This window comes from Cryobacterium sp. MP_M3 (assembly GCF_015752155.1).
Classification (GTDB): Bacteria; Actinomycetota; Actinomycetes; order Actinomycetales; family Microbacteriaceae; genus Cryobacterium.
In genome coordinates this window covers 68412-92630 of the sequence record NZ_JADOVI010000011.1, presented here as the reverse complement: position 1 = coordinate 92630, position 24219 = coordinate 68412, and the positions used below count along the sequence as shown (strand labels likewise).

The following is a 24219-nucleotide window of genomic DNA, read 5'->3' as shown; positions in this document are numbered from 1 at the left end:
TCACGCCGGCATCCGTCCCTGACTGCGGACGCTCACGCCGGCATCCGTCCCTGACTGCGGAGCGAAACGGACCGTTACCGGTACGACGCCGCGAGCCGCCGGAAGCCCTCGTCGAGGGTCACCTCGGGCGCCCAATCGAGGTCGGCTCGGGTGCGGCGCTGGTCGAACCAGTGCGCGGTCGAGAGCTGTTCGGCCAGAAACCGGGTCATCGGCGGTTCGTCGGTTCCCGGCCGCACCCGCCAGGCCGCCTCGATCAGCGACCCGGCGCCGCGGGCGAGCGCCGCGGGCACCCGCCACTCCGGGGCGGGAACCCCCGCGGCCGCGCACATCCCGGCGAGCAGCTCGGCCACCGGCCGGGGCTCGCCGTTGGTGATCACGTAGGCGCGCCCGTGCACGGCGTCGGCGCGCTCGAGCGCGGCGACGATCGCCGAGGCGGCGTTGTCGACGTAGGTCGAGTCGATCAGGGCGGCGCCGTGGCCGAGCAGCGGCAGCCGGCCGGCGCGGGCCCGGTCGACGATGCGGGCCACGAGCTGGGTGTCACCCGGCCCCCAGACCAGGTGCGGCCGCACGGCCACCACGCGCAGCGCCGGCGAGTCGGCGGCCAGCGCGACCAGCTCGGCGCGCGCCTTCGTGCGGGCGTAGTCGCCGCGGGCCCGGGCAGGGTCGGCCGGGAGCGCGTCCTGCCCCACGATGGATGCCCCGGCGTGCGCCACGGAGGGCGACGAGACATAGACGAAACGGGAGGCTCCGGCATCCGCCGCCGCGGCCAGCAGGGCGCGGGTGCCACCCACGTTCACGGCTTCGAAGTCGGCCGGATCGCCGGCGAGGGAAACCTTGGCGGCCAGGTGCACGACCGCGTCCATGCCGGCGACGGCCCGGGCGACCGCGGCCGGGTCGCCGATCGAGCCGAGCAGGTCGGTCACCCCGGGCGACACCCCGGCGAGCCCGGAAGGCCGGCGCTGGAGGGTGCGCACCTCGTGTCCCGCGGCCGCGATCCGGGCGGCGACGGACCGGCCGAGGAACCCGCTGGCCCCGGTGACGAGCACCCTCACGGGCGGGTCATCCGCCCGCCGGACAGCACGGTCTCCGCCCAGCGGGAGAGTCGGCTGCGGTCGATCTTGGAATTGTGACGGATGTCGGTGGGCAGGCGCGGCACGACGAGCACCGCGGCGAGCGGCAGCCCTGCGGCGTCGCGAACCATGGCGGCGAGCCCCGGCGTGGCCAGCGCGACCCGGTGCGCGGGCGGCAGGGTCTCGACGACGGCGACCGGCTGCTGGGTTCCGGCCGGGCCGACGCCGACGACGGCGGCGCGGGCGATCTCGGCCACGCCCTCGATCCGCTGTTCGGGGCCGACCGGGGTGAGCACCCCGGTCGCGGTGGCGATGACGTGGGGCAGGCGCCCCTCGATCCAGAGCCGGCCGGCCGAGTCGAAGTGGCCGACGTCGCCACTGCGGTGCCAGCGTTCCCCGGCGACCGCGCCGCGCCGGGCGGCCCGGTCGGTGAGCCAGAGCCGGGAGTAGTGGTCGAGGGTGTGCGGCGCGGAGACGACGATCTCGCCGGTGACGCCCGCGGCATCCGAGAGCTCCCCGGTGGCGGCCCCGTCGGCGTCGAGTGCGCTGATCCGGATGCGGGTGGTCGCCGCCGGGCGGCCGACGCAGACCCCACCCGGGCCGGCCAGGTCGGCGAGGGAGGTCGGAGCGGCGTCGCGGATGCCCTCGAGGGTGATGTCCGTCATCAGCAGGCCCTCGGTCATCCCGTACGGCGTGTGCGCGCTCGCCTGCGGCATCAGCCGGGCGGCGCCGGCGAGTAGCGGCTCGGCGACCGGGGCGCCCGCGGACAGGAAACTGCGCACGCCTGCAAGGGCCCGGTGGTCGGCCGGGGTGAGGGCTGTTTCGGTGGCGACGACGTTGGCCAGGGCCGCCGGGGAGAGGAAAACGACGGTGGCGTCGATCGCGGCGACGGCCGCGGCGACGGCGGTGGCGGTGAGGGTCTTCGGCGAGGTCACGTCCATGTCGGGGGTGACCGAGCGGGCGCCGAGGGCCGGGCCGAGCAGGGCGAAGGGCGCGAACCCGGCCACCAGGCCGGTGCCGAGGCCCACCCCGTACTGGGCGTGCAGCGCGTGGGCGACCGCGGCCAGCTGGGCGTGGGTGTAGACGACGCCCTTGGCCGGACCGGTGGAGCCGGACGTGAACAGCACGGCCGCCGTGTCACCGGGGGCGGGCGGGGCAGGCAGTTCCTGGGCTGCGCCGAGGGAGAGGAGCTCGCCGAGGGTGAAGGACACGTCCAGGGCGCGGTGCAGCGGGCGGGGCAGCCGGGCGACGGAGATCTTCTGGCCGGGCCAGCCGAGGGCGCGGGCGGCGATGAGCCCGGGGGTGGCCCCGATCACGTGGTCGGGATGCGCGCCGCGGACGGCGCGGGTCAGGCCGCGGAGGCCGAGCCCGGCATCCGCGACGACGACGATCGCGCCGATCCGCAGGCAGGCGTAGAGCACCGCGGTGAGGTCGGCGCCCGGCGGCACGAGCAGGGAGACCCGGTCGCCCGCGCGCACGCCGATCAGATCGAGGCCGGCGGCGAGCCGGCGCACCTGGCGGGAGAGCATCCGCCAGCTGACGACGCGCGGGCCACCGCCCCCGGGCGGAGACATGTCGACGAGTGCGGTCTCGTCGCTCTCGCGCAGCTCGTCGAGGTAGTGCCAGAGCGGATGGTGCGGGTTGGCGGCCCAGGCCGGCTGCGCGGCGGTCGGGGCAGGCGGGGTCGGGGCAGGCTCGACCACCGCGGGCTCGGTCTCGACAGGCTCGACCACCGGGACAGGCTCGACCACCGGGACAGGCTCGACCACCGGGGCAGGCTCGACCACCGGGGTCTCTCCCAGCCAGGTCAGCGCGGCCAAGGCGTAGTCCACGTCTTCCGCGACCAGGTGCCCGGCGCCCTCGTACCGGTGCACGTCGGCGTGCGGGAGCCGGGCGATGAGGTCGTCGAGGTAGCGGTCACTGAAGACCGGGTCGCGGGGACCCCACAGCATCAGCGCGGGCACGCGGAGTTCGCAGACCCCGCCGGCGATCCGGTCGAGTTCGGCGGCGCTCTCGTGGGCGAAGTCGACCGGGATGTCGGCGACGAACGCGCCGATCCCGCCGCGCCGGGCGGCCCCGCGGTACGGCGCACGGTACGCGCGCTTGACGGCGGCGGGGAGCGGCGGATGCGCCAGCGCGAGCGTCGTCTCGAGGAACGCGGGCGTCGTCACGGTCGCGGCGGCCAGCACGGGCCCGGCCAGCGCGAGCCGGAGCGGCGCCGGGATCGGCGAGTCCTCCGGCTGGTGCACGGCGGTGTTGAGCAGCATGACCGCAGCGAGCAGACCGGGGTGGTCGACGGCCCAGCCGAGTGAGACGACGCCGCCCCAGTCGTGGCCGAAGGTGACCACCGGGCCGGTCAGGCCGAGGGTCTCGGTGAGGTCGCCGAGGTCGGCGACGCGGCGGGCGAGCGGGCGCACCGTGCCGGACCGTTCGGAGAAACCCATCTCGAGCTGGTCGACGGCGATGACCCGCCAGGCGGCATGGCCGGCGGCCGCGGCATCCGTCGCCTTCGCCACGAACTCGCGCCAGAGGTAGGACCAGGTCGGGTTGCCGTGCACGCAGAGCACGGTGCCGACCGGGGTGACCCCGAGCTCGGCGAGCCGCGCTGCGTTGTCGAGCAGGTGCCAGATACGGGTGGTGGGAGTCGCGGCTCCGCTCTCGGCGACCTCGACCAGGCGGGAGAACGCGGGGTCGAGCCCGGGCAGTCCGCGCGGCGGAAGGGTCGCGGGGGCGGGCACGGCTGCCGCCCGCGGGAGGCGGTGGGTCCTGCCGGGACCGGTCACCAGGCGAGTTCCATCATGGCGGTGTTCAGGCCGCTGCCGACGCCCATCAGCAGCACCCGGTTGCCCGGCTGGAGGGTCCTGGCCTCTTCCGCGAGGGTGATCGGGATCGAAGCCGGGCCGACGTTGCCGAACAGGGGGTAGGTGAGCGGCACCCGCGTGCGGTCGAGGCCGGTGGCCTTCACGATCGCGTCGGTGTGCACATCCGAGACCTGGTGCAGGATGTAGCGGTCCATGCTCGACCAGTTCCAGTCGCGCTTCGCCTCGGTCCAGGCCGAGACGACGAGTTCCATTCCGCCCTTGAGCAGCGCCTTCGCGTCGGTGAACATGCCGTCGACGCTGCCGACGCAGAGCCCGTTGAACTGGGTCGCGGCGCGGGTCACACCGCCGAGCATGCGGTGGCCCTCCGGATGCCGGTCGGCCCGCCCGAGCACGGCCGCGGCGGCGCCGGAGCCCAGGGTGAGGCTCGCGAACTCGCTCATGAAGTCCTTGCGAGAAATGGAGGGCCGGCCGAGCCGCTCGATCGTGTTGGTCTGGATCTCGTCGGCGTCCTCGCCGTCGATCACGACCGCATAGTCGACCTGGCCGGAGTCGATCAGCTGCGCGGCCAGGGTCATCCCGTTCACGAAGCCGAGGCAGGCGTTCGCGATGTCGAAGTTGGTGGCCGAGGACGGCAGGCCGAGGCCGTGGTGGATGCGCACGGCGACCGACGGCTCGAGGTGCTTGCGGGTGACCGAGGTGTTGATCAGCAGGCCGACCTGGCCCGGTTCGATCCCGGCCTCGTGCAGGGCGCGCTTGCCGGCGATGACCGCGGCGTCATCGAAGGTGGTGCCCTCATCCCAGTTGCGCCGTTCCTGCACCCCGGCGACGCGCTGGAGCAGCCCGGTCGGGAGCCTCAGCCGTTTGAGGGCGGGCTTCAGCCGGCTGTCGATCTCCGCCGACGTCGTGATGCGTGGCGCGAGCATGCTCGTGACCGACAGCAGGGCGACGTTGGTGTGCGTCGTCGTTGCGTTTCCGTCCAACTGTGGTTCCCCTGTCGAGTTTGCGGCCGCGGCGAGCCGGGGCCTCGGATATCCTCCATCAGAAACCTGATCGTTGTCCGGTGCCCGCTGTACACGCCGCCCCGGAGTGCGGCCGCCAACGCTCCATTTTACGCGCGTTGGCGGCCTCTCTCGCGCGGGACAGGGAGAGGCGCCTAGATGACGCCGTCGGAGAGGGTGCTCGGGTTGCCGAAGCGGTGGGCCGTGATCGAGATCGCCTGCTCCCGCAGGAACGGCAGCAGTTCCACCCGGCCGGCCTGGGTCACGGGGTGCGAGTAGACGGCGATGTCGGGACTGCCGTCGAGGGCGTGGGCGAGGGCGGATGCGGCATCCGTCGCCCCGGCGAGGGGGGTTCCCCCGATCAGGCGCACCCGTGAGGTCGTGATGCCGCCGGCTGCGGCGCGCTCGAGCCACTCGGCGTCGCTCTCGACGGTGACCGGGATCTCCCGGTCGGCGAGGTGTCCCCGCACGATCGGCGGCACCGGGATGGCGCTGGACACCACGAAGCGGGACTTCGAGAGGGTCGCCGCGGCGATCACCCGGAGCAGGTTCGAGAGCGTGCCGTCCTCGGCCAGGCGCACCGTGACCGGAAGCGGGAGGTAGCGGAACAGGTTGCGCTCGTAGCCGAGGTTCGACACGTCCTTCACCGCGCCGAACTCTTCGCGCCAGGCAAGGGCGTCGCTCAGGGCCGCCCGGCGCAGCACATCGAAGTCGGCGTAGTCGAGCACCGGCTGCGAGCCTTCGATCACGTCGGTGACGCGCTGTTCCAAACCGCGCAGGTGCAGGGTCGAGCTGTTCCGGCCGGGGTTGGTCACCCAGCTGCCGAGCCCGAACAGGTAGTTCGGTCCGCCCGCCTTGGTGCCGGGGCCGACGGCCGAGCGCTTCCAGCCGCCGAACGGCTGGCGCTGCACGATCGCGCCGGTGATGCCGCGGTTCACATAGAGGTTGCCGGCCTCGATCGTGTCGAGCCATTCGGCCAGTTCGGCCGGGTCGAGCGAGTGCAGGCCGGAGGTGAGACCGTAGTCGACCGCGTTCTGGAACCGGATGGCCTCGGCGAGGTTGCGGGCGTGCATGACGCCGAGCACCGGGCCGAAGAACTCGGTGAGGTGGAAGTAGGAGCCGGGGGCGACGCCGGTGCGGATGCCGGGCGACCACAGTTTGCCCTCTTCGTCCAGCCGCTCAGGCTCGACCAGCCAGCTCTCCTCGGCACCGAGCGTGGTGAGGGCGTGCAGCAGCTTTCCCTCCGCCGGTTCGATGATCGGGCCCATCTGGGTGGTCGGGTCGGCCGGCCAGCCCACCCGCAGCGAGGTCGCGGCATCCACCAGCTGGCGCAGGAAACGCTCCGACTTGGCGACGGAGCCGACGAGGATGACCAGGCTCGCGGCGGAGCACTTCTGGCCGGCGTGGCCGAAGGCGCTCTTGATCACGTCGATCGCGGCGAGGTCGAGGTCGGCGGACGGGGTGACGATGATGGCGTTCTTGCCGCTTGTCTCGGCGAGCAGCGGCAGGTCCTCCCGGAAGCTGCGGAAGAGCTGGGCGGTCTCGTAGGCGCCGGTCAGGATGACCCGGTCGACGGCCGGGTGCGAGATGAGCTGGGTGCCGAGCGCGCGGTCGGCGAGGTCGACGAGCGCGAGCAGCTCGCGGGGAACCCCGGCCTCCCAGAGCGCCTCGACCATGACGGCGCCGGTGCGCTGGGCAAGCTTGGCGGGCTTGACGATCACGCCGGAGCCGGCGGCGAGGGCGGCGAGAACGCCGCCGGCCGAGATCGCGACCGGGAAGTTCCACGGCGGGGTGACGACGGTGAGTGCGGGCGGCACGAAGATCGCGCCCTGCACGGCGTCGAGGCCCTTCGCCCGCTCCGCGTAGTAGTGCGCGAAGTCGATCGCCTCGCTGACTTCAGGATCGGCCTCGGCGATGGTCTTGCCGGTCTCGGCGGCCATCACCTCGATCAGGCGGTCGCGGTTCGCGGCGAGCGCGAGGCCGGCGCGGTGCAGCACCGCGGCCCGTTCGGCGCCGGGCAGCCGGCCCCAGGCCTCGCCGCTGGCGGCGACGGATGCGATCAACCGGTCGAGCTGGTCGGCATCGGTCACGGCGGCCTCGACGATGGCGTCCACGCCGAGCCGGGAGGATTCGACGCGGGCCAGGATGCGACGGCCCCAGGCGCGGTTCGCGGGCATCGACGGGTCGGTGTCGGGCTCGTTGTGGAAGCCGGACCGGGCCGCAGCCGGCGCAGCGGCGCCGGGCGCGGCATCCGGGTCCAGGGCGGCGGAGACCGATCCGCGGGTGAGGCCGAGCACCGCGGCGGTGAGGCCGGCATCGGCCTCACTGTCGTCGGCCGCGTCCTCGGCCCGGGCCTCGGCCTCGAGCTGGGTCACCGCGGAGCGATCCTGGCTGCGGTTGGGCTTCGGCACGACGGTGTCGAGAGCCGCGAGCGAGGCGAGGAAGCGCTGCTTCTCCCGCTCGAACAGGGCGGGCGTCGTGGTCAGTTCGAACACGGCGGACATGAAGTTGTCCTGGCTGGCGTTCTCCTCGAGGCGGCGGATCAGGTAGCTGATGGCCACGTCGAATTCGGCCGGGTTCACGACCGGCGTGTACAGCAGCAGGCGTCCGACATCCTTGCGCACGGCGTCGGCCTGGCTGGTGGCCATGCCGAGCAGCATCTCGAACTCGACCCGGTCGTCGACGCCCCGCTGCTTGGAGAGGAGGTGGGCCCAGGCCACGTCGAAGAGGTTGTGGCCGGCGACGCCGATCTTGACGGCATCCGTGTTCTGGGGGGTGAGCGCCCAGCTCAGCACGCGCTTGTAGTTCGTGTCGCTGTCCTGCTTGGTGCCGTAGGTCGCGAGCGGCCAGTCATGCACGGCCGCGTCCACGTGCTCCATGGCGAGGTTGGCGCCCTTGACGACGCGCACCTTGATCGGGGCTCCCCCGGCGGCGCGGCGGCGCTGGGACCAGTGGGTCAGGCCCTGCAGCGCGGCGAGCGCATCGGGCAGGTAGGCCTGCAGAACGATGCCGGCCTCGAGGTGAAGCAGCTGGGGCAGGTCGAGGATGCGCTCGAAGACCGCGATCGTGAGGTCGAGGTCGCGGTACTCCTCCATATCCAGGTTGATGAACTTGGGCGTGGCAGAGGCCGATGCCAGTTCGTAGAGCGGGGTGAGGCGTTCGACGACCCGGTTCACGGCTTCATCGAAGGACCACATCGAGAGCTGGCTGGCGATCGACGACACCTTGATCGAGACGTAGTCCACGTCGCCCCGCAGCAGCAGCGCCCGGGTGCCGTCCAGGCGGCGGAGGGCCTCTTTCTCACCGAGAACGGCCTCGCCGAGCAGGTTGATGTTGAGGCGGTTGCCGGACTCCCGCAGGTGGGCGATCGCCGGGCCCAGCTTGTCGGGCGTGGCGTCGACGACGAGGTGTCCGACCATCTGGCGCAGCACCTTGCGGGCGGCGGGGATGACCACCCAGGGCAGCACGGGGCCGAGCACCCCGCCGAGGCCGATCGCCCCGCGCATGTACGACGGAAGGAATCCCGGCGCCTTCTTCGCCACTGTCTGCAGGTTGTAGCCGGCGACCATCAGGTCCTCCGGCCGCATCACGCCGTCGACGAAGCCGACGGTGAAGTCGAGTCCGTTCGGGTCCTTGAGCACGCCGGCGAGGCGTTCGGCCGACACATCGGCGGGGATGGTGGCGCTGTCGGCGAGCCATTTCTTGACGAGCGCGACGACCTCGGCGCTCAGGTCCTGCTGCACGTGGGGAGAAGGGTTGGTCATGGTCACGAGGTTAGTCTTTCGTTTCGGCACGCCTCATACCAGAGGATTCTGTTTTCAGTGTGCCTCCCCCATTCGTTTAGCAAAAGCGATTCTTCTTGATCGATATTCATTAGGATTACTGATCTAACGAGATCGAGCCGGAGGAGGTGGCCATGCTGGATGTCCGCCGCCTGCGGCTGCTGCGCGAACTGAAGATCCGGGGCACCCTCGCCGGGGTGGCCGAGGCCCTGGCCTACAGCCCCTCGGCCGTCTCCCAGCAGCTCGCCCTGCTCGAGAAGGAGGCCGGGGTTCCGCTCCTGCAGAAGGTGGGCCGCCGGGTGCGGCTCACCCCGCAGGCCGAGGTGCTGGTCGAGCACACGACCCACCTCCTCGAGCGCCTGGAGCTGGCCGAGGCCGAGATGACGGCGTCCCTGACGACCGTGTCTGGCACGGTCCGGGTGGCCCTGTTCCAGTCCGCCGCGCACGCCCTGATCCCGCAGGCGCTCACCCTGCTGGCCGGCGAGTTCCCCGGCCTCCGGGTGGAGGTGACCGAACGCGAACCGGAGCGCGGTTTGTTCGAGGTCTCCGCCCGCGACTTCGACCTCGTGCTGGCCGAGCAGTACCCGGGCCACACCCGCGCGCACTGGCCCGACCTCGACCGGGTGAACCTGTCGACGGATGCGCTCCGGCTCGCCGTGCCTCCGCCGCACGCCGGCCGCAGCGCTCCCGCGTCGCTCGAGGAGGCGGCGAGCCTGCCCTGGGTGATGGAGCCGCAGGGCACGGCGTCGCGGCACTGGGCCAGGCAGCTCTGCCGGTCGGCCGGTTTCGAGCCGGACGTGCGGTTCGAGACCGCGGACCTGATCGCGCACATCCGGTTGATCGAATCCGGCAACGCCGTCGGCATCCTGCCCGACCTGATCTGGGCGGGCCAGGAGCCCACCGTGCACCTGGTCGACCTGCCCGGCCGGCCGAACCGCACGGTGTTCTCCGCGACCCGGCGCTCGAGTGCCAGCCGGCCCGGCGTGCTCGCCGTGCGCGACGCGCTGGCCAGGGCCGTCGGACTGGTGGCCGGGCCGACCCCTCGTTCCGGGCCGGCGTTGTAGGCTGCCCGCGTGCGAGTGATTGTCCTCGGGGCGACGGGAGAGATGGGCCGTCGGGTCTCCAGTGTGCTGGAGTCCCGGGACCACAGCGTGGGGCGCGTCTCCCGGTCGACGGGGGTCGACGTCGTCACCGGGGAAGGCCTCGCGGCGGCATTCGCCGGAGCGGACACCGTGCTCGATTGCCTCAACCAGCCCACGCTGTCGGCCCGGAAAGCCACCGTGTTCTTCACCACGGCCGCGCGCCAGGTCACCGACGCCGCCCTGGCCGCGAACGTCCGGCACCTGGTCTGCCTGTCGATCGTGAATGTGACCGACCCGGGGGTCGGCTCCCGGCTCGGATACTACCGGGGCAAGGCCGCGCAGGAGGCCGTCTACCGCGCCGCGGCCGTGCCCGCGACGGTGGTGTCGTCAGCGCAATGGTTCGAGCTGGCTCGCTCGCTGCTGCACCAGATCCGGCTGGGACGGGTCGCGTTCGTGCCGCGGATGCTCGCCCAGCCGGTCGCCGCCGGCTCGGTGGCCGCGTACCTGGCCGACGTCGTCGCCGAGGGACACCGGCCGGGCATCCTGAGAACGATCGCCGGGCCGGAGCGGCACGACCTGGCCGACCTGGCCCGTCGCCTGGCCGCCATCGAGGAACCGCTGGCCCGGGTGATCGGCGTCCCGGTCCTCGGCGCGGCCATCGCCCACGGCGCTCTCCTTCCCGGCGCGTTGGCCAGAGTCGACCCGGTTCGATTCGAGGACTGGCTAGTCTCGAGGCATGACTGAACCCACTCACGACGTCGTGATTGTCGGCGGCGGACACAACGGCCTCACCGCCGCCGCCTACCTTGCCCTGGCCGGGAAGAGCGTGATCCTGCTCGAGCGCGACGACCACGTCGGCGGCGCGGCCATCTCTGCCGAGGCCTTCCCCGGCGTCGACGCGCGGCTGTCCCGCTACTCCTACCTGGTCAGCCTGCTCCCCCAGCGGATCATCGACGAACTGGGCCTGTCGATCGAGCTCGCCCGGCGGCGTTATTCCTCGTACACGCCCGACCCCGCCGACACCACCGGCGGCCTGCTGGTCGACCGCGGCGACGACGCCGCCACTCGCACGAGCTTCGACCGGGTCGGCGCCGGCGATGATTTCGATGCCTGGAACGCGTTCTACCGCGACACGGAATCCCTCGCGAGGGCTCTCTTCCCCACGGTCTGCGAGCCGCTGCCGACCCGCTCGGAGGCCCGCCGGCTGGTCGGGGACGACGCCGTCTGGGACCAGTTCATCGAGCGCCCCCTCGGCGCGGCCATCACCGAACGGTTCGCAAACGACCTGGTGCGCGGCGTCGTCGCCACCGATGGCCTGATCGGCACGTTCACCTCGACGGACGACCCGTCCCTCGATGCCAACCGGTGTTTCCTCTACCACGTCATCGGGAACGAGACCGGGGACTGGGACGTGCCCATCGGCGGGATGGGAGCCGTCACTGGCGCCCTCGAGAATGCCGCCCGCCAGGCCGGCGTCCGCATCGTCACCGAGGCGCTGGTCACCTCGGTCAGCCCCGACGGCGAGGTGCGGTACCGCCGCGGTGACGTGGAACGCGTCGTCGCCGGCCGGCATGTGCTCTCCAACGTCGCCCCCTGGGTCCTGCAGGGGCTCCTCGCGGCGGCGGCCGGCAGCGAGCAGGACCAGTCACCGGCTTCGTCGCCGGCCCCGGCCGTCGACAAGCCGGAGGGTGCCCAGGTCAAGGTGAACCTGCTGCTCGCCCGGCTGCCGAAGCTTCGCGACCCGTCGGTCTCGCCCGAGGCCGCATTCGGCGGCACCTTCCACATCAACGAGACGTTCAGCCAGTTGGAGGGCGCCTGGGACCAGGCCGTCCGCGGGGTGATCCCCGAGCTGCTGCCCTGCGAGATCTACTGTCACTCGCTGACCGACCCGAGCATCCTCTCGCCGGAGCTCGTCGAGGCCGGCGCGCAGACCCTCACCGTGTTCGGGCTGCACGCGCCGAACCGCTGGTTGAGCGACGAGAACAACGACGCAACCCGGGCCAGGCTCCAGGCGGCCGTGCTGGCCTCACTCAATTCGGTGCTCGCCGAGCCGATCGAGGACCTGCTGCTGACGGATGCCGAGGGGAACCCCTGCGTGGAGACGAAGACCACGCTCGACCTCGAGCATGCCCTCAACCTGCCGGGCGGCAACATCTTCCACGGCCCGCTGGACTGGCCGTTCCTGGAAGACGACGAGCCGAGGGACACCCCGGCCCTGCGCTGGGGCGTCGCCACCGCGCACCCGCGGATCCTGATCTGCGGCGCGGGGGCGCGGCGCGGCGGCGGGGTGAGCGGGATCGGCGGGCACAACGCGGCGATGGCGGTGCTCGAAGACTCCTGACCTGCCGCCGCACGGGTGGTCTGACGGGTTGGCGATCAGTCAGCCGGTCGGCCAGGCGCGAATCAGCAGTCGTCAGCTATCGCCATTTTCGTCAGCGCCGTGGTCGTGACCGCGGCAGTCGCCTCCCTTCCGCCCGGAATCGCCGGCCGCCCGCGATACGCCCCGGATCTTCCAGACCTCACCGTTGTGGGTGACCACCAGGGCGGTGTCCCGCACGAAGTCGACGGAGGTCGGCAGATTCAGATCGGCGGTGACGACGGAGAACGTGCCGTCGTCGTTCACCCGGAGCAGTTCGCCGCTGTTCGGCAGTGCCGGGGAGCCGGCGGGGACGTTCCCCGGCGAATCGCCCTGGGAGAGGGCATAGAGCACGCCGCAGCGCCCGAATTCCACGTCGACAAGCAGGCTGAACCCCGAGGCCACGTCGGTCACGTCCTCGGTGCCCGGGTTTCTGAGCGGGAACGAGACAACCTTGCCGTCGGCGGGGTTATGTGGGACGGGCCCCGCCTCGGCCAGATACACGGTCTTGTCGGCGACGGCGAGTCCGGTCGGGACGATGTTGCCGAACGCGATGAGTTCGCTCACCTCGCCCGACCTCGACACCGACAACACCCGGTTGTGATGGCCGTCGGAGACGAGGAAACCGCCCCGAACCGGCTGCAGGGCGAACTGCACACCGCGATCAAGGAAGTACTCGGTGGCCGGCGGATGCGTGCGCGAGTATTCCCCCAGGTCGGCGATGACCGTGAAGGTGTTCGGGCCGTCGATCCGGTAGATGCCGTCGATCTGGTTCCCGCCGGCATCCGGGCCGACGACGGTGACCAGTGCATAGGCCGTCTCGCCGACGAACGCGACGTCGATGACGCCGCCGAGCCCGATCATGGCTTTCGGCAGGCCGGTTGCGAAGGTCGACGTGTCGCCGGTGCGGGGATCGATCCGGGTGATGTCGCCGGTCGTCCCCTCGGCGACGTAGAGCGCGCCATCGGGTCCGATGCCGCCGCCGCTGGCGCCTTCGAGGCCGGAGACGAGCAATTCGGCGACGCCAGGTTCCGTGTCGGTCCCGTGTCCGGTGGTGGCGCCGGCGATCGACGGGACGAGGACGGACGGCACGATCAGGGCGGCCAGGGCCGCGGCATGGAACAGAGTTCGTTTGATACCCATGGTTTTCCCTCCGATTGAGTGGGTGTGGCCCAGGGATCATGCCGATCGCGGCCATGGATGGCCGGCTTGTCACGGCGGGAGCGGTCCTCAGGTCACGGTGCGACATGAGGTGTTTCTCGCGACCATCCTCCCCCCTCGCACCGCCCACGTCAACGCGTGCCGTGGGCGGAAACCCTTCCCTCCGGGGCTGCGTCGCGTGGCCGCTGGCCCCCGGCCGGAGAAGGGCATAGTTTTGTAGTGAGGCCAGTGCCTCACTCACCGTGGAGGTTCCCATGTCAGCCAAGCCAACCGGACGCCTCGCCCAGCGCGAGGACGGGCTCTATCTCATGCTCGATCGGCTCTTCACCGCGCCGATCGATGATGTGTGGGCGAGCATGAGCCGACCCGCCGGTCTCGCCGGCTGGATCGGCACCTACACCGGCTCCCCCGAGACGGGCGCCGTGCGCTTCCGGCTCGACGAGCCGGGCGCCGAATGGGAGTACGTCAGCATCCTCAAGTGCATCCCTCCGAAGCGGTTCACCGTCAACATCGGCGAGGGGGACGCCGCCCGGCACGTGATCCTGCACCTCGTCGAGGGGGCGGGGATGACCACCCTCACGTTCGGCCAGCGGCTGCACAGCGCGGCGGACGCCGAGACCGTCGGCCCGTACTGGGACTACTACTTCGACCGCCTGGTCGCCGCCCGGCTCGGCAAGCCGCTCCCCGATCGTGCGCACTACCACCCGCACGCCGAGTACTACCGGGAGCTCGTCGTTCCGAAGCGGGCGACCGAACCGATCCACTGACCGGCGGGGCAACCGGCCGGCCCGGACGGCGGGGCTACTCCCAGATGCTGGGGGCGGCCGCGCGGGTCGCGGGCATCGCGACATCCGTGCTCCACTCCAGCAGCCAGTGCGGCACGATGACGGATGCCGGCACGGCCCCGACCGCGTCGGTGAGCTCGTCGATCGTGACGATTCCGCCGCTGCGCTTGAGGAATCGTCCGCGGATGAAGCCCTGGGCGTAGACCTCGGGCACGCCGTCGGCATCCGGTCGCACGAAACGCTGCTCCACGTAGACGGCCTTCTCGTCGAAGCCGAGGATGCGCGACTCCACGGTGAAGCGCTGGCCGAGGGTCAGGGACTTCCGGAAGCTGATCGTCTCCGAGACGACGACGGGGTACCAGCCCCGGGCGAGGAAGATCGCCCAGATCCCGGTGCGATGCAGCAGGTCGAAGCGGGCGATGTCCATGATCGACAGGTACACCCCGTTGTTCATGTGCCGGAGGATGTCCTGGTCGGTCGGCAGGGTGATGAACCGGGTGCGGGCGACGTCGTAGTGGCCGAGCCTCGCTCCGAAGCGGGACAGCAGACTGTGGAGGAGGGTTCGCCAGAGCATATGCACCCTGCGATGCTAGGGCGACGTCAGTCCGGGCCGCGCATTTGCTGCTGAGGCCCACAACCAACCGTCTCGCCGGAGCCGGAACCTGCACGATTGCCACAGCGGATGCTGCCCGGCGCGGTCTAGCATTGCCCCATGGTTCCCCTGCCCAACCTGCTGACGTTCGCGCTGGCCTCCGTCGCGCTGATCGCGCTGCCCGGCCCGACGGTGCTGTTCGTGATCGGGCGCTCGCTCGCGCTCGGCCGGATCGGCGGCTTCCTCAGCGTGCTCGGCAACGCCCTCGGCATGGTTCCCGTGATCGCGGCCGTCGCGCTCGGCCTCGGGGCCATCGTCACCCAGTCGGTAGTGGTCTTCACCGCGATCAAGTTCGTCGGCGCCGCCTACATCATCTATCTGGGCGTCCACGCGATCCGGCATCGCCGGGCGGTGGCCAGGGATATCGGGGTGAGCGTCGCCCGCAAGTCCAACTGGCGCCTGCTGGCGGAGGGCTCGGTGGTGGGCATCAGCAACCCCAAGTCAATGGTCTTCTTCGTCGCGGTGTTGCCGCAGTTCGTCGACTACCGGGCCGGCGCGGTGCCGTTGCAGCTGATGACCCTGGGCGTGCTGTTCGTGTTGCTCGCGCTGCTCGGCGACAGCGTCTGGGCCCTCGCGGCAGGGTCGGCCAGGGACTGGTTCGCGAAATCGCCCCGCCGGATGGAGAACCTCTCCGCGACGGGCGGCGTGATGATGATCGGCCTCGGCGGCGTGCTGGCCGCCACCGGCGCGCAGTCCTGACCCGTCCCGCTATTCCCGGTCAGGCTGCCGCTCCGGGTCAGGCTGCCGCTCCGGGTCAGGCTGCCGCTCCGGGTCAGGCGGGGACTGCGGCGGGCAGGGCGGCCACCCGGCGCACGAAGGCTCCGAGCCGGCGGTAGACCTCCTGGGACTCGGGGTGCCGGGCATCCTGCTGCCAGGTGTGGTGGGTGTTCGCCTGGCCGCGCTCGTAGATCAGGGTGTCGACGGCGATCGAGCGGCGACGCAGCGCCGCGATGAAATTGAGGTTGGCCCGGTAGAAGTAGTCCCGCTCCGAGGTGGTCACGAAGACGGGAGGGAAACCGCTGTCCAGCCACTCGATCGGGGACATGAAACGGGCCGCTGCGCGCAGCACGAGCCCGCGGCCGCGCTCGGGCAGCAGCATCCGCAGAAAATTGAGGCTCAGCACGAAGCCGCGCTCGAACATCACCGAGACGTCCGCGATGCTGCAGTGCTGCACGAGACCGCGCAGATTCTCCGGTTCGACCTGCGGGCGGATGCCGTAGTACGCGGCCAGCCTCGGTTCGTAGGCGGAGGCGGCGAGGAGTGCGGCGATGTGCCCGCCGGCCGAGTCGCCGCCGAGGACGATCCGGGTCGGGTCTCCGCCGAAACGGTCGATGTTGCGGGCCACCCAGTCGAGCACGCCGTTGGCGTCCTCGAGCATGTGCTTGAGCTGGAAGTGGGTGGCCATCCGGTAGTTCGCGTTGACCACGATCATGCCGTCGGCGGCCTGGCTCGCGCAGTACTTGGTCAGCGGCGCCTTGTCGCCCGAGGTCCAGCCACCACCGTGGAAGTAGATGTAGACGGGGAGAGGTTCGGGCGCGTCGTGCGGCACCATCACGTCGAGGCGGTGGTCACGGATGCCGTCGCCGGCGTAGTCCAGGTCGAAGTGGTAGTCGACGCTGTCGATCGGTTCAGCGTTGAACTTGTGCAGTTCGCCCGGGAGGATGCGGTGCATCAGTGCCCGCCAGACCCAGACCGGAACCCGGGAAAGCGCGGTTTCCTTGTGCGGCCTGGTGCGGGTGGTGCCAAGGCTGAGCGGTGCGCGGGTGCCGGTGCGTGGAGATGCTTTCGTCATGCGAGGGAGCGGTGGGTCTGGATCACCAGATGACTGTATGACGCGCGACCGTGAGCAAGCTGAGAGCACCTCACCTTCGGGATTGAGAAGCCGGAGCGCACAATTTCATCCGCGGCCCCTGTTGGACAGGTCGCTCGCCACGGTGGAGGCTGGGCAGATGGACTACACACAACTCGGCCGTTCCGGCCTCGCGGTCTCCCGACTCTGCCTCGGCACCATGAATTTCGGCCACTGGACGCCTGAGGCCGACGCTCACGCCATCATGGACTCCGCCCGCGGCTACGGCATCAACTACTTCGACACCGCCAACGTCTACGGCGACAGCACCGGCAAGGGCGTCACGGAGAAGATCATCGGCAACTGGTTCGCCCAGGGCGGTGCCCGCCGCGAAGGAACCGTGCTCGCGACCAAGCTGTACGGCGACATGAGCGGGCTCCCCAACGAAGGCAAGCTCTCCGCACTGAACATCCGCCGCGCCCTCGACGCGAGCCTCACCCGGCTGCAGACCGACTACATCGACATCTACCAGTTCCACCACGTGGACCGGAACACCCCGTGGGACGAAATCTGGCAGGCGATGGAGACGGCCGTCGCGCAGGGCAAAATCCTCTACGCCGGCAGCAGCAACTTCGCCGGCTGGCACATCGCTACCGCGCAGGCCGAGGCGAAGCGACGCAACTTCACGGGGCTGGTCAGCGAACAGTCGATCTACAACCTGCTGACCCGCGACATCGAGCTGGAGGTCATTCCCTCGGCCGTGAGCAACGGCCTGGGCATCATCCCCTGGTCGCCGCTGCAGGGCGGGCTGCTCGGCGGGGTGCTCCGCAAGGAGAACGAAGGCAGGCGCCGCCTCGAAGGCAAGGTCGCCGAACAGCTCGAGAAGCACCGCACCGCGATCGGGCATTACGAGGATTTCTGCGCCGAGGTCGGCCACGAGCCGGGCGATGTCGGCCTGGCCTGGCTGCTGCACCAGCCGGCGGTCACGGCGCCGATCGTGGGTCCGCGCACCCAGGGCCAGCTGGACGCCGCCGTGCGGGCGCTCACGGTCAGCCTCGACGCGGCGGCCCTCGCCCGGCTGGACGAGATCTTCCCGGGCCGGAAGCCGGCACCGGAGCAGTACGCATGGTGACGCCGGTCCGTCGGCCGGGGACTGAAGGACTCGTGACGACCCGGCACATCGCCCACCGTGAGGTCAGCGCGATCGGACTCGGCGGCATGCCCATGTCGATCGAGGGCCGACCGGATGCCGCACGCTCCGTCGCCACGATCCACGCGGCCCTCGAGGCCGGCGTGACCCTCTTCGACACGGCGGATGCCTACCAGCTGCACACCGACGAGGTCGGCCACAACGAAACCCTGATTGCCGGCGCGATCGCCTCCTGGGGCGGCGACACGTCGAGCGTGCTGGTGGCCACCAAGGGCGGGCACGTCCGGCCCGGCGACGGCAGTTGGACCCTGGACGGCCGGCCGGAGCACCTCAAGCTGGCCGCCGAGGCCTCGCTGAAACGCCTCGGCGGCGACGCGCTCGGGCTGTACCAGTTCCACCGTCCCGACCCGGCCGTGCCGTACGCCGACTCGATCGGCGCCCTGCGCGACCTGCTCGACGCCGGCACGATCGAACTGGCCGGCATCTCCAACGCGAACCCGGAACAGATCCTGCAGGCCAGGGAGATCCTGGGCGGTCGGCTCGCGTCGGTGCAGAACAAGTTCTCGCCGGCGTTCCGCATCAGCGAGGCCGAGCTGCGGCTCTGCGACGAGCTCGGCATCGCCTTCATCCCGTGGAGCCCCCTCGGCGGCATCCGTGCGGCCGCGACGCTCGGCGACCGTTTCGCGCCGTTCCAGGCGGTCGCCACCGCACGCGGGGTGAGCCCGCAGGTGGTCTGCCTCGCCTGGCACCTGGCGAAGTCGCCGCACGTGATCCCGATCCCGGGCGCCTCCCGCCCGGAGAGCATCCGGGATTCGGTTCAGGCGGCCGAGTTCACGCTCACCTCGGAGGAATCGGCCACGCTCGACGCCGCCTGAGCGGGCGCCCTGGTGAGCAGCTGATCGAGGAACGCCGTGGCGGCCGGGCTCGGCTCGTCCGCCACGGCCACCGCGACGTGCCACTGCGGCATCCCCGCGTGCAGTGCCACCGCGCGCAACTCGTCCGGGCGTTTCTCCGCGAAGCTCTCCGGCACGATCGCGATGCCGAGGTTGTGGCCGACCAGGTCGAGCAGCGGATGCACGTCGTTCACCTCGAGAGTGGCCCGGTAGTCGAACCCGGCCGCGGCGAACGCGCGCCGGGTCAGCACGTGCGCACCCCAGCCGGCCTGGAAACCGACGAGCGACTCGGTGCGCAGGGAGTCCATCTCGATCCCGGCGCTGGAGGCGAGCGGATGCTCCGGGTGGCAGAGCACGATCAGGTTCTGCGTGCTCAGCCGGAGCAGCCGCACCCCGGGCGGGGTGTCGCCGGTCTCGACCACGAGCGCGACATCGGTCTGCCCGCCGGCGACGCTCTCGGCGAGGTCGACGGAGCCGCCGTAGCGCAACCGGATCTCGACGCCCGGGTTCAGCCGCCGGAACTCCGCCAGCTCGGCCGGCAGGTCGACCGACCCGAGGCAGGGCTCGGCGCCGACCGTGAGGGTGCCGCGCATCAGCCCGCGCACGGCGGCCACCGCGTTGCGGGCGGCGGAGGCGCTGGCCAGGGTGCGCACGGCATCCGTCAGCAGCGCCCGGCCGGCGGTCGTCAGCTCGACCCGCCGGGTGCTGCGGATGAACAGGGACGTGCCCAATTCGATCTCGAGCGCACGGATCGACGCCGACAGGCCGGACTGCGAGATCTGCAGGAGTTCCGCGGCCCGGGTGAAGTGGCGTTCCTCGGCGACGGCGACGAAATGTTCGAGCTGGCGCAATTCCATTCAGCGATTCTAGTGCTGGATGACGCCGTTCCTAGGAGCCTTCCGTGTCGCCGGAGGCTCCCCCGAACACGCCGGTGCCCTCGAGGATGCCGCGGGCCAGGGTGTGGAAGTGCAGGTTGAATCCCAGCACGGCCGGCGTGGATGCGGGGCCGACGTCGAGGTGGGGGACGTCCACCGCGTGCACGATGAATTGGTAACGGTGCGTGCCCGTGCCGGCCGGCGGCCCGGCCCCGACGAACGCGCGCTGCCCCGCCTCGTTGGGCAGGGTCACCGCCCCGGCGGGAAGCAGGTGCCCGCCGGCCGCACCGACACCCGGCGGGAGACTGGTCACCGTCCGCGGCAGGTTGAAGACAGCCCAGTGCCAGAATCCGGAGCCGGTCGGCGCATCCGGGTCGTACGCGGTCACCGCGAAGCTGCGGGTCGCGGCCGGGAAGCCGGACCAGGACAACTGCGGCGAGACGTCAGCCCCGCCGGCACCCCTGCCGTACTGCGCAGCGGCGAGCGGCCGGCCGTCGGTCATGTCGGTGCTCGTCAGGCTGAAGAGAGGGACTTCGCCGAACCGGGCGAGGGGATCAGGTGTGCTCACGTTTCCTCCGATGTCTGCCACCAGCCTATTGAGATTCCGCCGGGACGCGAGCGGCCGAGCCGGCGGGGAGGCCGGTAAAATGGGTCGATGGCTATCCCGAAGATCCTGCTCTACTACGTCTTCACACCTCTGGCCGACCCCGATGCGGTGCGCCTCTGGCAGCGTGACCTCTGCGAGTCGCTGGGCATCCGCGGACGGATCCTGATCTCAGCCCAGGGTCTGAACGGCACGATCGGCGGCGACCTTGCCTCGCTCAAACGCTATGTGCGGAAGACGCGCGACTATCCGGCGTTCAAGCAGATCGATTTCAAGTGGAGCAACGGGACGGCCCTGGACCCGGCCGGCCTCAGCCTCGACTTCCCCCGCCTGGTCGTGAAGGTGCGCGACGAGATCGTGAGCTTCGGAGCTCCCGGCGAACTGAAGGTGGATGCGGACGGCGTCGTCGGCGGCGGCGAGAAGCTGAGCCCGGCCGAGCTGCATTCGCTGGTCGGCGAGCGCGGCGACGACGTCGTCTTCTTCGACGGCCGCAACGCATTCGAGGCGGAGATCGGCCGGTTCCGGAACGCTGTGGTGCCCGACGTCGCCAACACACGCGAATTCGTCGCCGAACTCGACAGCGGCAAGTACGACCACCTCAAAGGCAAGCCCGTCGTCACCTACTGCACCGGCGGTATCCGCTGCGAAGTGCTCAGCGGCCTGATGAAGGACCGCGGCTTCAGCGAGGTCTACCAGCTTGACGGCGGCGTCGTGCGCTACGGCGAGGCGTTCGGCGACGACGGCCTGTGGGACGGCTCGCTCTACGTCTTCGACCAGCGGATGTCCGTGGACTTCAGTGACCACACCGCCGTGCTCGGCCGCTGCCGGCTCTGCGATGAGCCGACGAAGAACATGCTCAACTGCCGGGATGCCTCCTGCCGGGAACAGCTCGTCGTCTGCGCGACCTGCGCCGGGCGCGACGCCCCGGCCTGCGCCGCGCACGCCGCGCAACCGCGCTGACCGCCCGCTGCTTCCGGCGCGCGGAGCGGTACCTCCGGTCGGTCAGTCGCTGCGGAGCGGAGTGGCACGCGCGGCACGCGCATACCCGCGGGCCGCGGTGCTCGACAGTGCGAGGAGGACCAGGATGTCCAGGGTCAGACTGAGGAGCGAGGTGCGCAATGTGATCGCGACACCGTTGAACTGGTAGTCGATGAAGCCGGCCCCGATGCTCAGCGTCGCGAACGACATCGCGAGGAGCCGCGCCCAGTTGCGGCCGAGGTAGACGAAGATGACCAGGCAGAGTTCGAGGGCGAGGACGGCCCCGTAGAGCCCGAGCAGGATGCCCAGCGCCACCCCCGCCTGCTCGGGCGTGACGCCGGCCGTCCGCGCGCCGGTGGTGACGATCGCGTGCGTGAACTCCGGCCAGTTCACGCCGACTTCGACCACGGCGAAGAGGCCGGCCAGGACCCTTGACCCCATGAGGAGAGTTCCGACCACGACGGCCTGGGGACGCTTCACGGAATACCGCCGAGCTCGACGACGGGAAGATCGCCATCGGTCTGGATCGTGTCCCCTCCACCGTTGCGGGCATGGTAGCCGCTGGAGAAGTCCCGGATGAGCCGAACGCGCGCGGCCGGGGCGGCCGAGCACAGGCCGGCCACGATGTGGTCGCGTTCCCGGTCGGTGTCCGCGTCGATCTTGTGCGTGATCTGCAGCGTGAAGAGGGAGAGCCCCACGGCCCGGTCGAAGGTGCCCGCGGCGAGCCAGTCCACACGGTAGCCGCCGGGCAGCATCCACCCGTCCGGGCAGCGCCAGAACCGCACATGGTGTCGCTTGGCCGGATTGTCCTCCACCTCTTGCTGGTAGGCGAAGTCCTGCACCCTGCCGAACAGGAACAATGGGCTCACGGGCGCCTCGTCGTAGCTCTGGCGGAAGAGAGTCGCTGCCACGATCCGCCAGGTCGACCCGAGCGTGATCTCGTCGGCCCTGGTCCAGCCGGCGGCCGCGAGCGCGGCGTGCAGCTGCCGTTCCGAGCCGTTGACGGCCAGGTTCACCGGGTCTCCCAGCAGTCCGTCGCTCGTGCGCGTTCGGCCGATGAAGTAGTCGGGCACGTAGATCCGGGTCAGGATCCGGTTCAGCCGGGGCAGGACCAGGTAGGCGACCAGCAGCCAGAACACGACGGCGAACCAGAGGAGCCCCCAGCCCAGGCCCATGCTCTCCGAGGCGAGCAGCACGGCCAGCCAGATCGAGGCGAGGCCGGCGAAGACGAAGAAGAACGAGTCCGCTGCCGCACCCGGCGACCACCGGCGCGACCGGGTCCGGGCACCCATCGGCGGGCCGCCCGCGCCGGTTTCCTGGCGCGTCTCGTCTGGCATGCCGCCATGGTAGTTCGCCCGGGGCGGCAGAGGGAGACCGGACCCGTCCGGACGTTGACCGAAGCGCTCGGCGAGCGAACCCGGCAGGGCATAGTCTGAGGTCAAATCGGAAATCGGGGTGCGCGGATGCCAGTCGGAGCGGTGATCGAGTTCAGCAACATCACCAAACGATTCGGTGATGTCACCGCGGTGGACGACCTGTCCTTCACCGTGGAGCCCGGCCGGGTCACCGGCTTCCTCGGCCCCAACGGTGCCGGCAAGACCACGACCCTGCGCATGCTGCTCGGCCTCGTCACCCCCGGTTCCGGCAGCGCCACCTTCGGCGGCCTGCGCTACCACGACCTGCCGCATCCGCTGGCGACCGTCGGCGCCGCCCTCGAAGCCGCCAGCTTCCATCCGGGCCGCACCGCCCGCAACCACCTGTCGATCTACGCAACCGCGGCCGGCCTGCCGCAGGCCCGGGTGGCGGAGGTGCTGCGCCTGGTCGGCCTGGCCGAGCACGGCGCCCAGCGCGTGGGCGGCTACTCGCTGGGCATGCGCCAGCGCCTGGGCCTGGCCTGCACGCTGCTCGGCGACCCCGGCGTGCTCGTGCTCGACGAACCGATCAACGGCCTCGACCCCGAGGGCATCAAGTGGATCCGCGGCTTCCTGCGCGACATGGCAGCCGAGGGCCGCACCGTCCTGGTCAGCTCCCACCTGCTCAGCGAGGTCCAGCAGAGCGTCGACGACGTGATCATCATCGCCAAGGGCAGACTGGTGCACCGCGGGCCGCTCTCCAGCCTGGAGACCCAGGTGGCGCCGCAGGTGGTCGTGGACTCCCCCGATCGCGCCGCCCTCGCGAGCGCCCTCACCCAGGCCGGGGTCGTCTTCTCCCAGGGCCGGACCGGATTACTGGCCACGGCCGCCGATCCGGCACGGATCGGCCACATCGCCTTCACCGCCGGCGTGGAGGTGAGCGCCCTGCACCGCCAGAAGAAGGGCCTGGAGGATGCGTTCCTCACCCTCGTGGAAGGAAGCGACTCGCTGTGACCATGCTGCTGCGCGCCATCAGGGCCGAGTTCGCCAAGCTCCTCACCACCCGCATCTGGTGGATCCTCGCCGCCGTGCTCTTCGGCTACATCGGCATGCTCTCCGGCGGCCTGGCCGCGCTGTTCGCCGGAATCCAGAGCGGGGCCATCGACCCGAGCGCGGCCGGCACCGGCTCCCAGGGCACCCCGCCCCTCGGCAGCCTCCCCCCGCTGGTCTACAGCTTCGCCTCCTCCGTCGGGTATGTCTTCCCGGTCCTGCTCGGCGCCCTCGCGACCACGGGGGAATTCCGGCACCAGACCCTCACGCCCACCTTCCTCGCCAACCCGCGGCGGGCGCAGGTGCTGGCCGCGAAGGCGATCACCCTGTTCCTCGCCGGCGGCGCGTTCGGCGCCGTCGCGCTGCTGGCATCCGTCGGTATCGGGGCTCTCGTCATCAACGGGTTCGGGGTGGACACCCTGCTCGGCGACAGCGACACCTGGGCCCTGATCGGCCGCACCCTGCTCGCCATGGCCCTCTGGGCGGCCGTGGGGGTCGGTCTCGGCGTGCTCGTCCCCAACCAGGTCGCCTCGATCGTGATCGTGCTCGCGTTCACCCAGTTCGTCGAACCGTTGCTGCGCTTCGCCTCGATGTTCACCGAGGCCACCGCCGGGATCGGCAAATTCCTGCCGGGGGCGGCATCCGACGCCCTCGTCGGTGCGAGCATCTTCACCGTGGCCAGCCCGGTCGGCGGTGCGGCGGCCGCGCTCGACTGGTGGCAGGGCGGCCTCGTGCTGCTCGCCTACGCGGCGGCGGCCACCATCGGCGGCTACTTCGTCAGCTGGCGTCGCGACGTCACCTGACCCAGACCCTTGCCGAC

21 protein-coding genes are annotated in these 24219 nt (G+C 71.1%); 10 read left to right on the top strand and 11 right to left on the bottom strand.

The genetic code is table 11. The annotated features are described in order from the left end of the window. Positions 1-74 precede the first annotated feature (74 nt). From IWX89_RS13315 to IWX89_RS13300, 4 genes are all read right to left on the bottom strand, one after another. Positions 75-1052, bottom strand: coding sequence for an NAD(P)-dependent oxidoreductase (locus tag IWX89_RS13315; protein WP_196904031.1), 978 nt, complete (start codon positions 1050-1052; stop codon positions 75-77). Next, positions 1049-3853: an alpha/beta fold hydrolase gene (locus tag IWX89_RS13310; protein WP_307836559.1), complete on the bottom strand. Its 2805-nt coding sequence runs from the start codon at positions 3851-3853 to the stop codon at positions 1049-1051. Before IWX89_RS13310 ends, IWX89_RS13315 begins: the two co-directional genes overlap by 4 nt. Continuing rightward, positions 3850-4872 (bottom strand): 3-oxoacyl-ACP synthase III, encoded by a 1023-nt coding sequence (locus IWX89_RS13305; protein ID WP_196904030.1) that lies wholly within the window; start codon positions 4870-4872, stop codon positions 3850-3852. The genes IWX89_RS13310 and IWX89_RS13305 overlap by 4 nt, the downstream gene beginning before the upstream one ends. 173 nt (positions 4873-5045) lie before the next feature. Next, positions 5046-8654, bottom strand: a complete 3609-nt coding sequence (locus tag IWX89_RS13300; RefSeq protein WP_196904029.1) for a bifunctional proline dehydrogenase/L-glutamate gamma-semialdehyde dehydrogenase — start codon at positions 8652-8654, stop codon at positions 5046-5048. 152 nt (positions 8655-8806) lie between these two features. On the opposite strand from IWX89_RS13300, the gene IWX89_RS13295 reads away from it, so the two are divergent. The 3 genes from IWX89_RS13295 to IWX89_RS13285 are packed head-to-tail and all read left to right on the top strand — an operon-like array spanning position 8807 to position 12095. After that, positions 8807-9736, top strand: a complete 930-nt coding sequence (locus tag IWX89_RS13295) for a LysR family transcriptional regulator (protein WP_196904028.1) — start codon at positions 8807-8809, stop codon at positions 9734-9736. Between the two features lie 9 nt (positions 9737-9745). After that, entirely contained in the window at positions 9746-10498 is a 753-nt protein-coding gene (locus IWX89_RS13290; RefSeq protein WP_196904027.1) for an SDR family oxidoreductase, read from the top strand. Beyond that, positions 10491-12095 (top strand): NAD(P)/FAD-dependent oxidoreductase, encoded by a 1605-nt coding sequence (locus IWX89_RS13285; protein WP_196904026.1) that lies wholly within the window; start codon positions 10491-10493, stop codon positions 12093-12095. Before IWX89_RS13290 ends, IWX89_RS13285 begins: the two co-directional genes overlap by 8 nt. A 72-nt stretch (positions 12096-12167) precedes the next feature. Here the strand turns inward: IWX89_RS13285 and IWX89_RS13280 are convergent, their stop codons facing one another. After that, positions 12168-13253, bottom strand: coding sequence for a ScyD/ScyE family protein (locus IWX89_RS13280; RefSeq protein WP_196904025.1), 1086 nt, complete (start codon positions 13251-13253; stop codon positions 12168-12170). Positions 13254-13525: 272 nt separating this feature from the next. Here IWX89_RS13280 and IWX89_RS13275 point away from each other — a divergent pair, with 272 nt between their 5' ends. Beyond that, positions 13526-14038 carry an SRPBCC domain-containing protein gene (locus IWX89_RS13275; RefSeq protein ID WP_196904024.1) on the top strand — a complete coding sequence of 171 codons (513 nt, stop codon included), beginning with the start codon at positions 13526-13528 and terminating at the stop codon, positions 14036-14038. Positions 14039-14072: 34 nt separating this feature from the next. On the opposite strand, the gene IWX89_RS13270 is transcribed toward IWX89_RS13275, so the two are convergent. Further along, complete coding sequence (locus IWX89_RS13270; protein WP_374220518.1) at positions 14073-14636, bottom strand: acyl-CoA thioesterase; 564 nt, start codon at positions 14634-14636, stop codon at positions 14073-14075. Positions 14637-14768: 132 nt separating this feature from the next. Between IWX89_RS13270 and IWX89_RS13265 the strand changes: the two genes are divergently transcribed. Next, the gene (locus IWX89_RS13265; RefSeq protein WP_196904023.1) at positions 14769-15407 is read left to right on the top strand and encodes a LysE family translocator; all 639 of its coding nucleotides are present in this window, start codon (positions 14769-14771) and stop codon (positions 15405-15407) included. Positions 15408-15480: 73 nt separating this feature from the next. Here IWX89_RS13265 and IWX89_RS13260 read toward each other — a convergent pair whose 3' ends face one another. After that, positions 15481-16500: an alpha/beta hydrolase gene (locus IWX89_RS13260; RefSeq protein ID WP_231383272.1), complete on the bottom strand. Its 1020-nt coding sequence runs from the start codon at positions 16498-16500 to the stop codon at positions 15481-15483. Positions 16501-16657: 157 nt separating this feature from the next. On the opposite strand from IWX89_RS13260, the gene IWX89_RS13255 reads away from it, so the two are divergent. Together IWX89_RS13255 and IWX89_RS13250 are read left to right on the top strand one after the other, a co-directional pair. Continuing rightward, positions 16658-17629, top strand: a complete 972-nt coding sequence (locus IWX89_RS13255) for an aldo/keto reductase (RefSeq protein WP_196904022.1) — start codon at positions 16658-16660, stop codon at positions 17627-17629. A gap of 86 nt (positions 17630-17715) precedes the next feature. Next, a complete protein-coding gene (locus tag IWX89_RS13250) occupies positions 17716-18522 on the top strand; it encodes an aldo/keto reductase (RefSeq protein WP_231383288.1) in 807 nt (268 codons plus the stop codon). On the opposite strand, the gene IWX89_RS13245 is transcribed toward IWX89_RS13250, so the two are convergent. Further along, complete coding sequence (locus IWX89_RS13245) at positions 18465-19397, bottom strand: LysR family transcriptional regulator (RefSeq protein ID WP_196904020.1); 933 nt, start codon at positions 19395-19397, stop codon at positions 18465-18467. The genes IWX89_RS13250 and IWX89_RS13245 overlap by 58 nt on opposite strands. 31 nt (positions 19398-19428) lie before the next feature. Continuing rightward, positions 19429-19917, bottom strand: a complete 489-nt coding sequence (locus tag IWX89_RS13240; protein WP_196904070.1) for a YbhB/YbcL family Raf kinase inhibitor-like protein — start codon at positions 19915-19917, stop codon at positions 19429-19431. A gap of 153 nt (positions 19918-20070) precedes the next feature. On the opposite strand from IWX89_RS13240, the gene IWX89_RS13235 reads away from it, so the two are divergent. Further along, the gene (locus tag IWX89_RS13235) at positions 20071-20979 is read left to right on the top strand and encodes a rhodanese-related sulfurtransferase (RefSeq protein WP_196904019.1); all 909 of its coding nucleotides are present in this window, start codon (positions 20071-20073) and stop codon (positions 20977-20979) included. 42 nt (positions 20980-21021) lie between these two features. Here the strand turns inward: IWX89_RS13235 and IWX89_RS13230 are convergent, their stop codons facing one another. Together IWX89_RS13230 and IWX89_RS13225 are read right to left on the bottom strand one after the other, a co-directional pair. Continuing rightward, on the bottom strand, positions 21022-21477 hold the full coding sequence (locus IWX89_RS13230) for a hypothetical protein (protein WP_196904018.1): 456 nt from the start codon (positions 21475-21477) through the stop codon (positions 21022-21024). Beyond that, positions 21474-22334, bottom strand: coding sequence for an LssY C-terminal domain-containing protein (locus IWX89_RS13225; RefSeq protein ID WP_231383271.1), 861 nt, complete (start codon positions 22332-22334; stop codon positions 21474-21476). Before IWX89_RS13225 ends, IWX89_RS13230 begins: the two co-directional genes overlap by 4 nt. Positions 22335-22460: 126 nt before the next feature. Between IWX89_RS13225 and IWX89_RS13220 the strand changes: the two genes are divergently transcribed. Both IWX89_RS13220 and IWX89_RS13215 read left to right on the top strand, forming a co-directional pair. Continuing rightward, entirely contained in the window at positions 22461-23363 is a 903-nt protein-coding gene (locus tag IWX89_RS13220) for an ABC transporter ATP-binding protein (protein ID WP_196904017.1), read from the top strand. Positions 23364-23365: 2 nt separating this feature from the next. Continuing rightward, positions 23366-24202, top strand: a complete 837-nt coding sequence (locus IWX89_RS13215) for an ABC transporter permease (protein ID WP_196904068.1) — start codon at positions 23366-23368, stop codon at positions 24200-24202. The last annotated feature ends 17 nt before the right edge of the window (positions 24203-24219 follow it).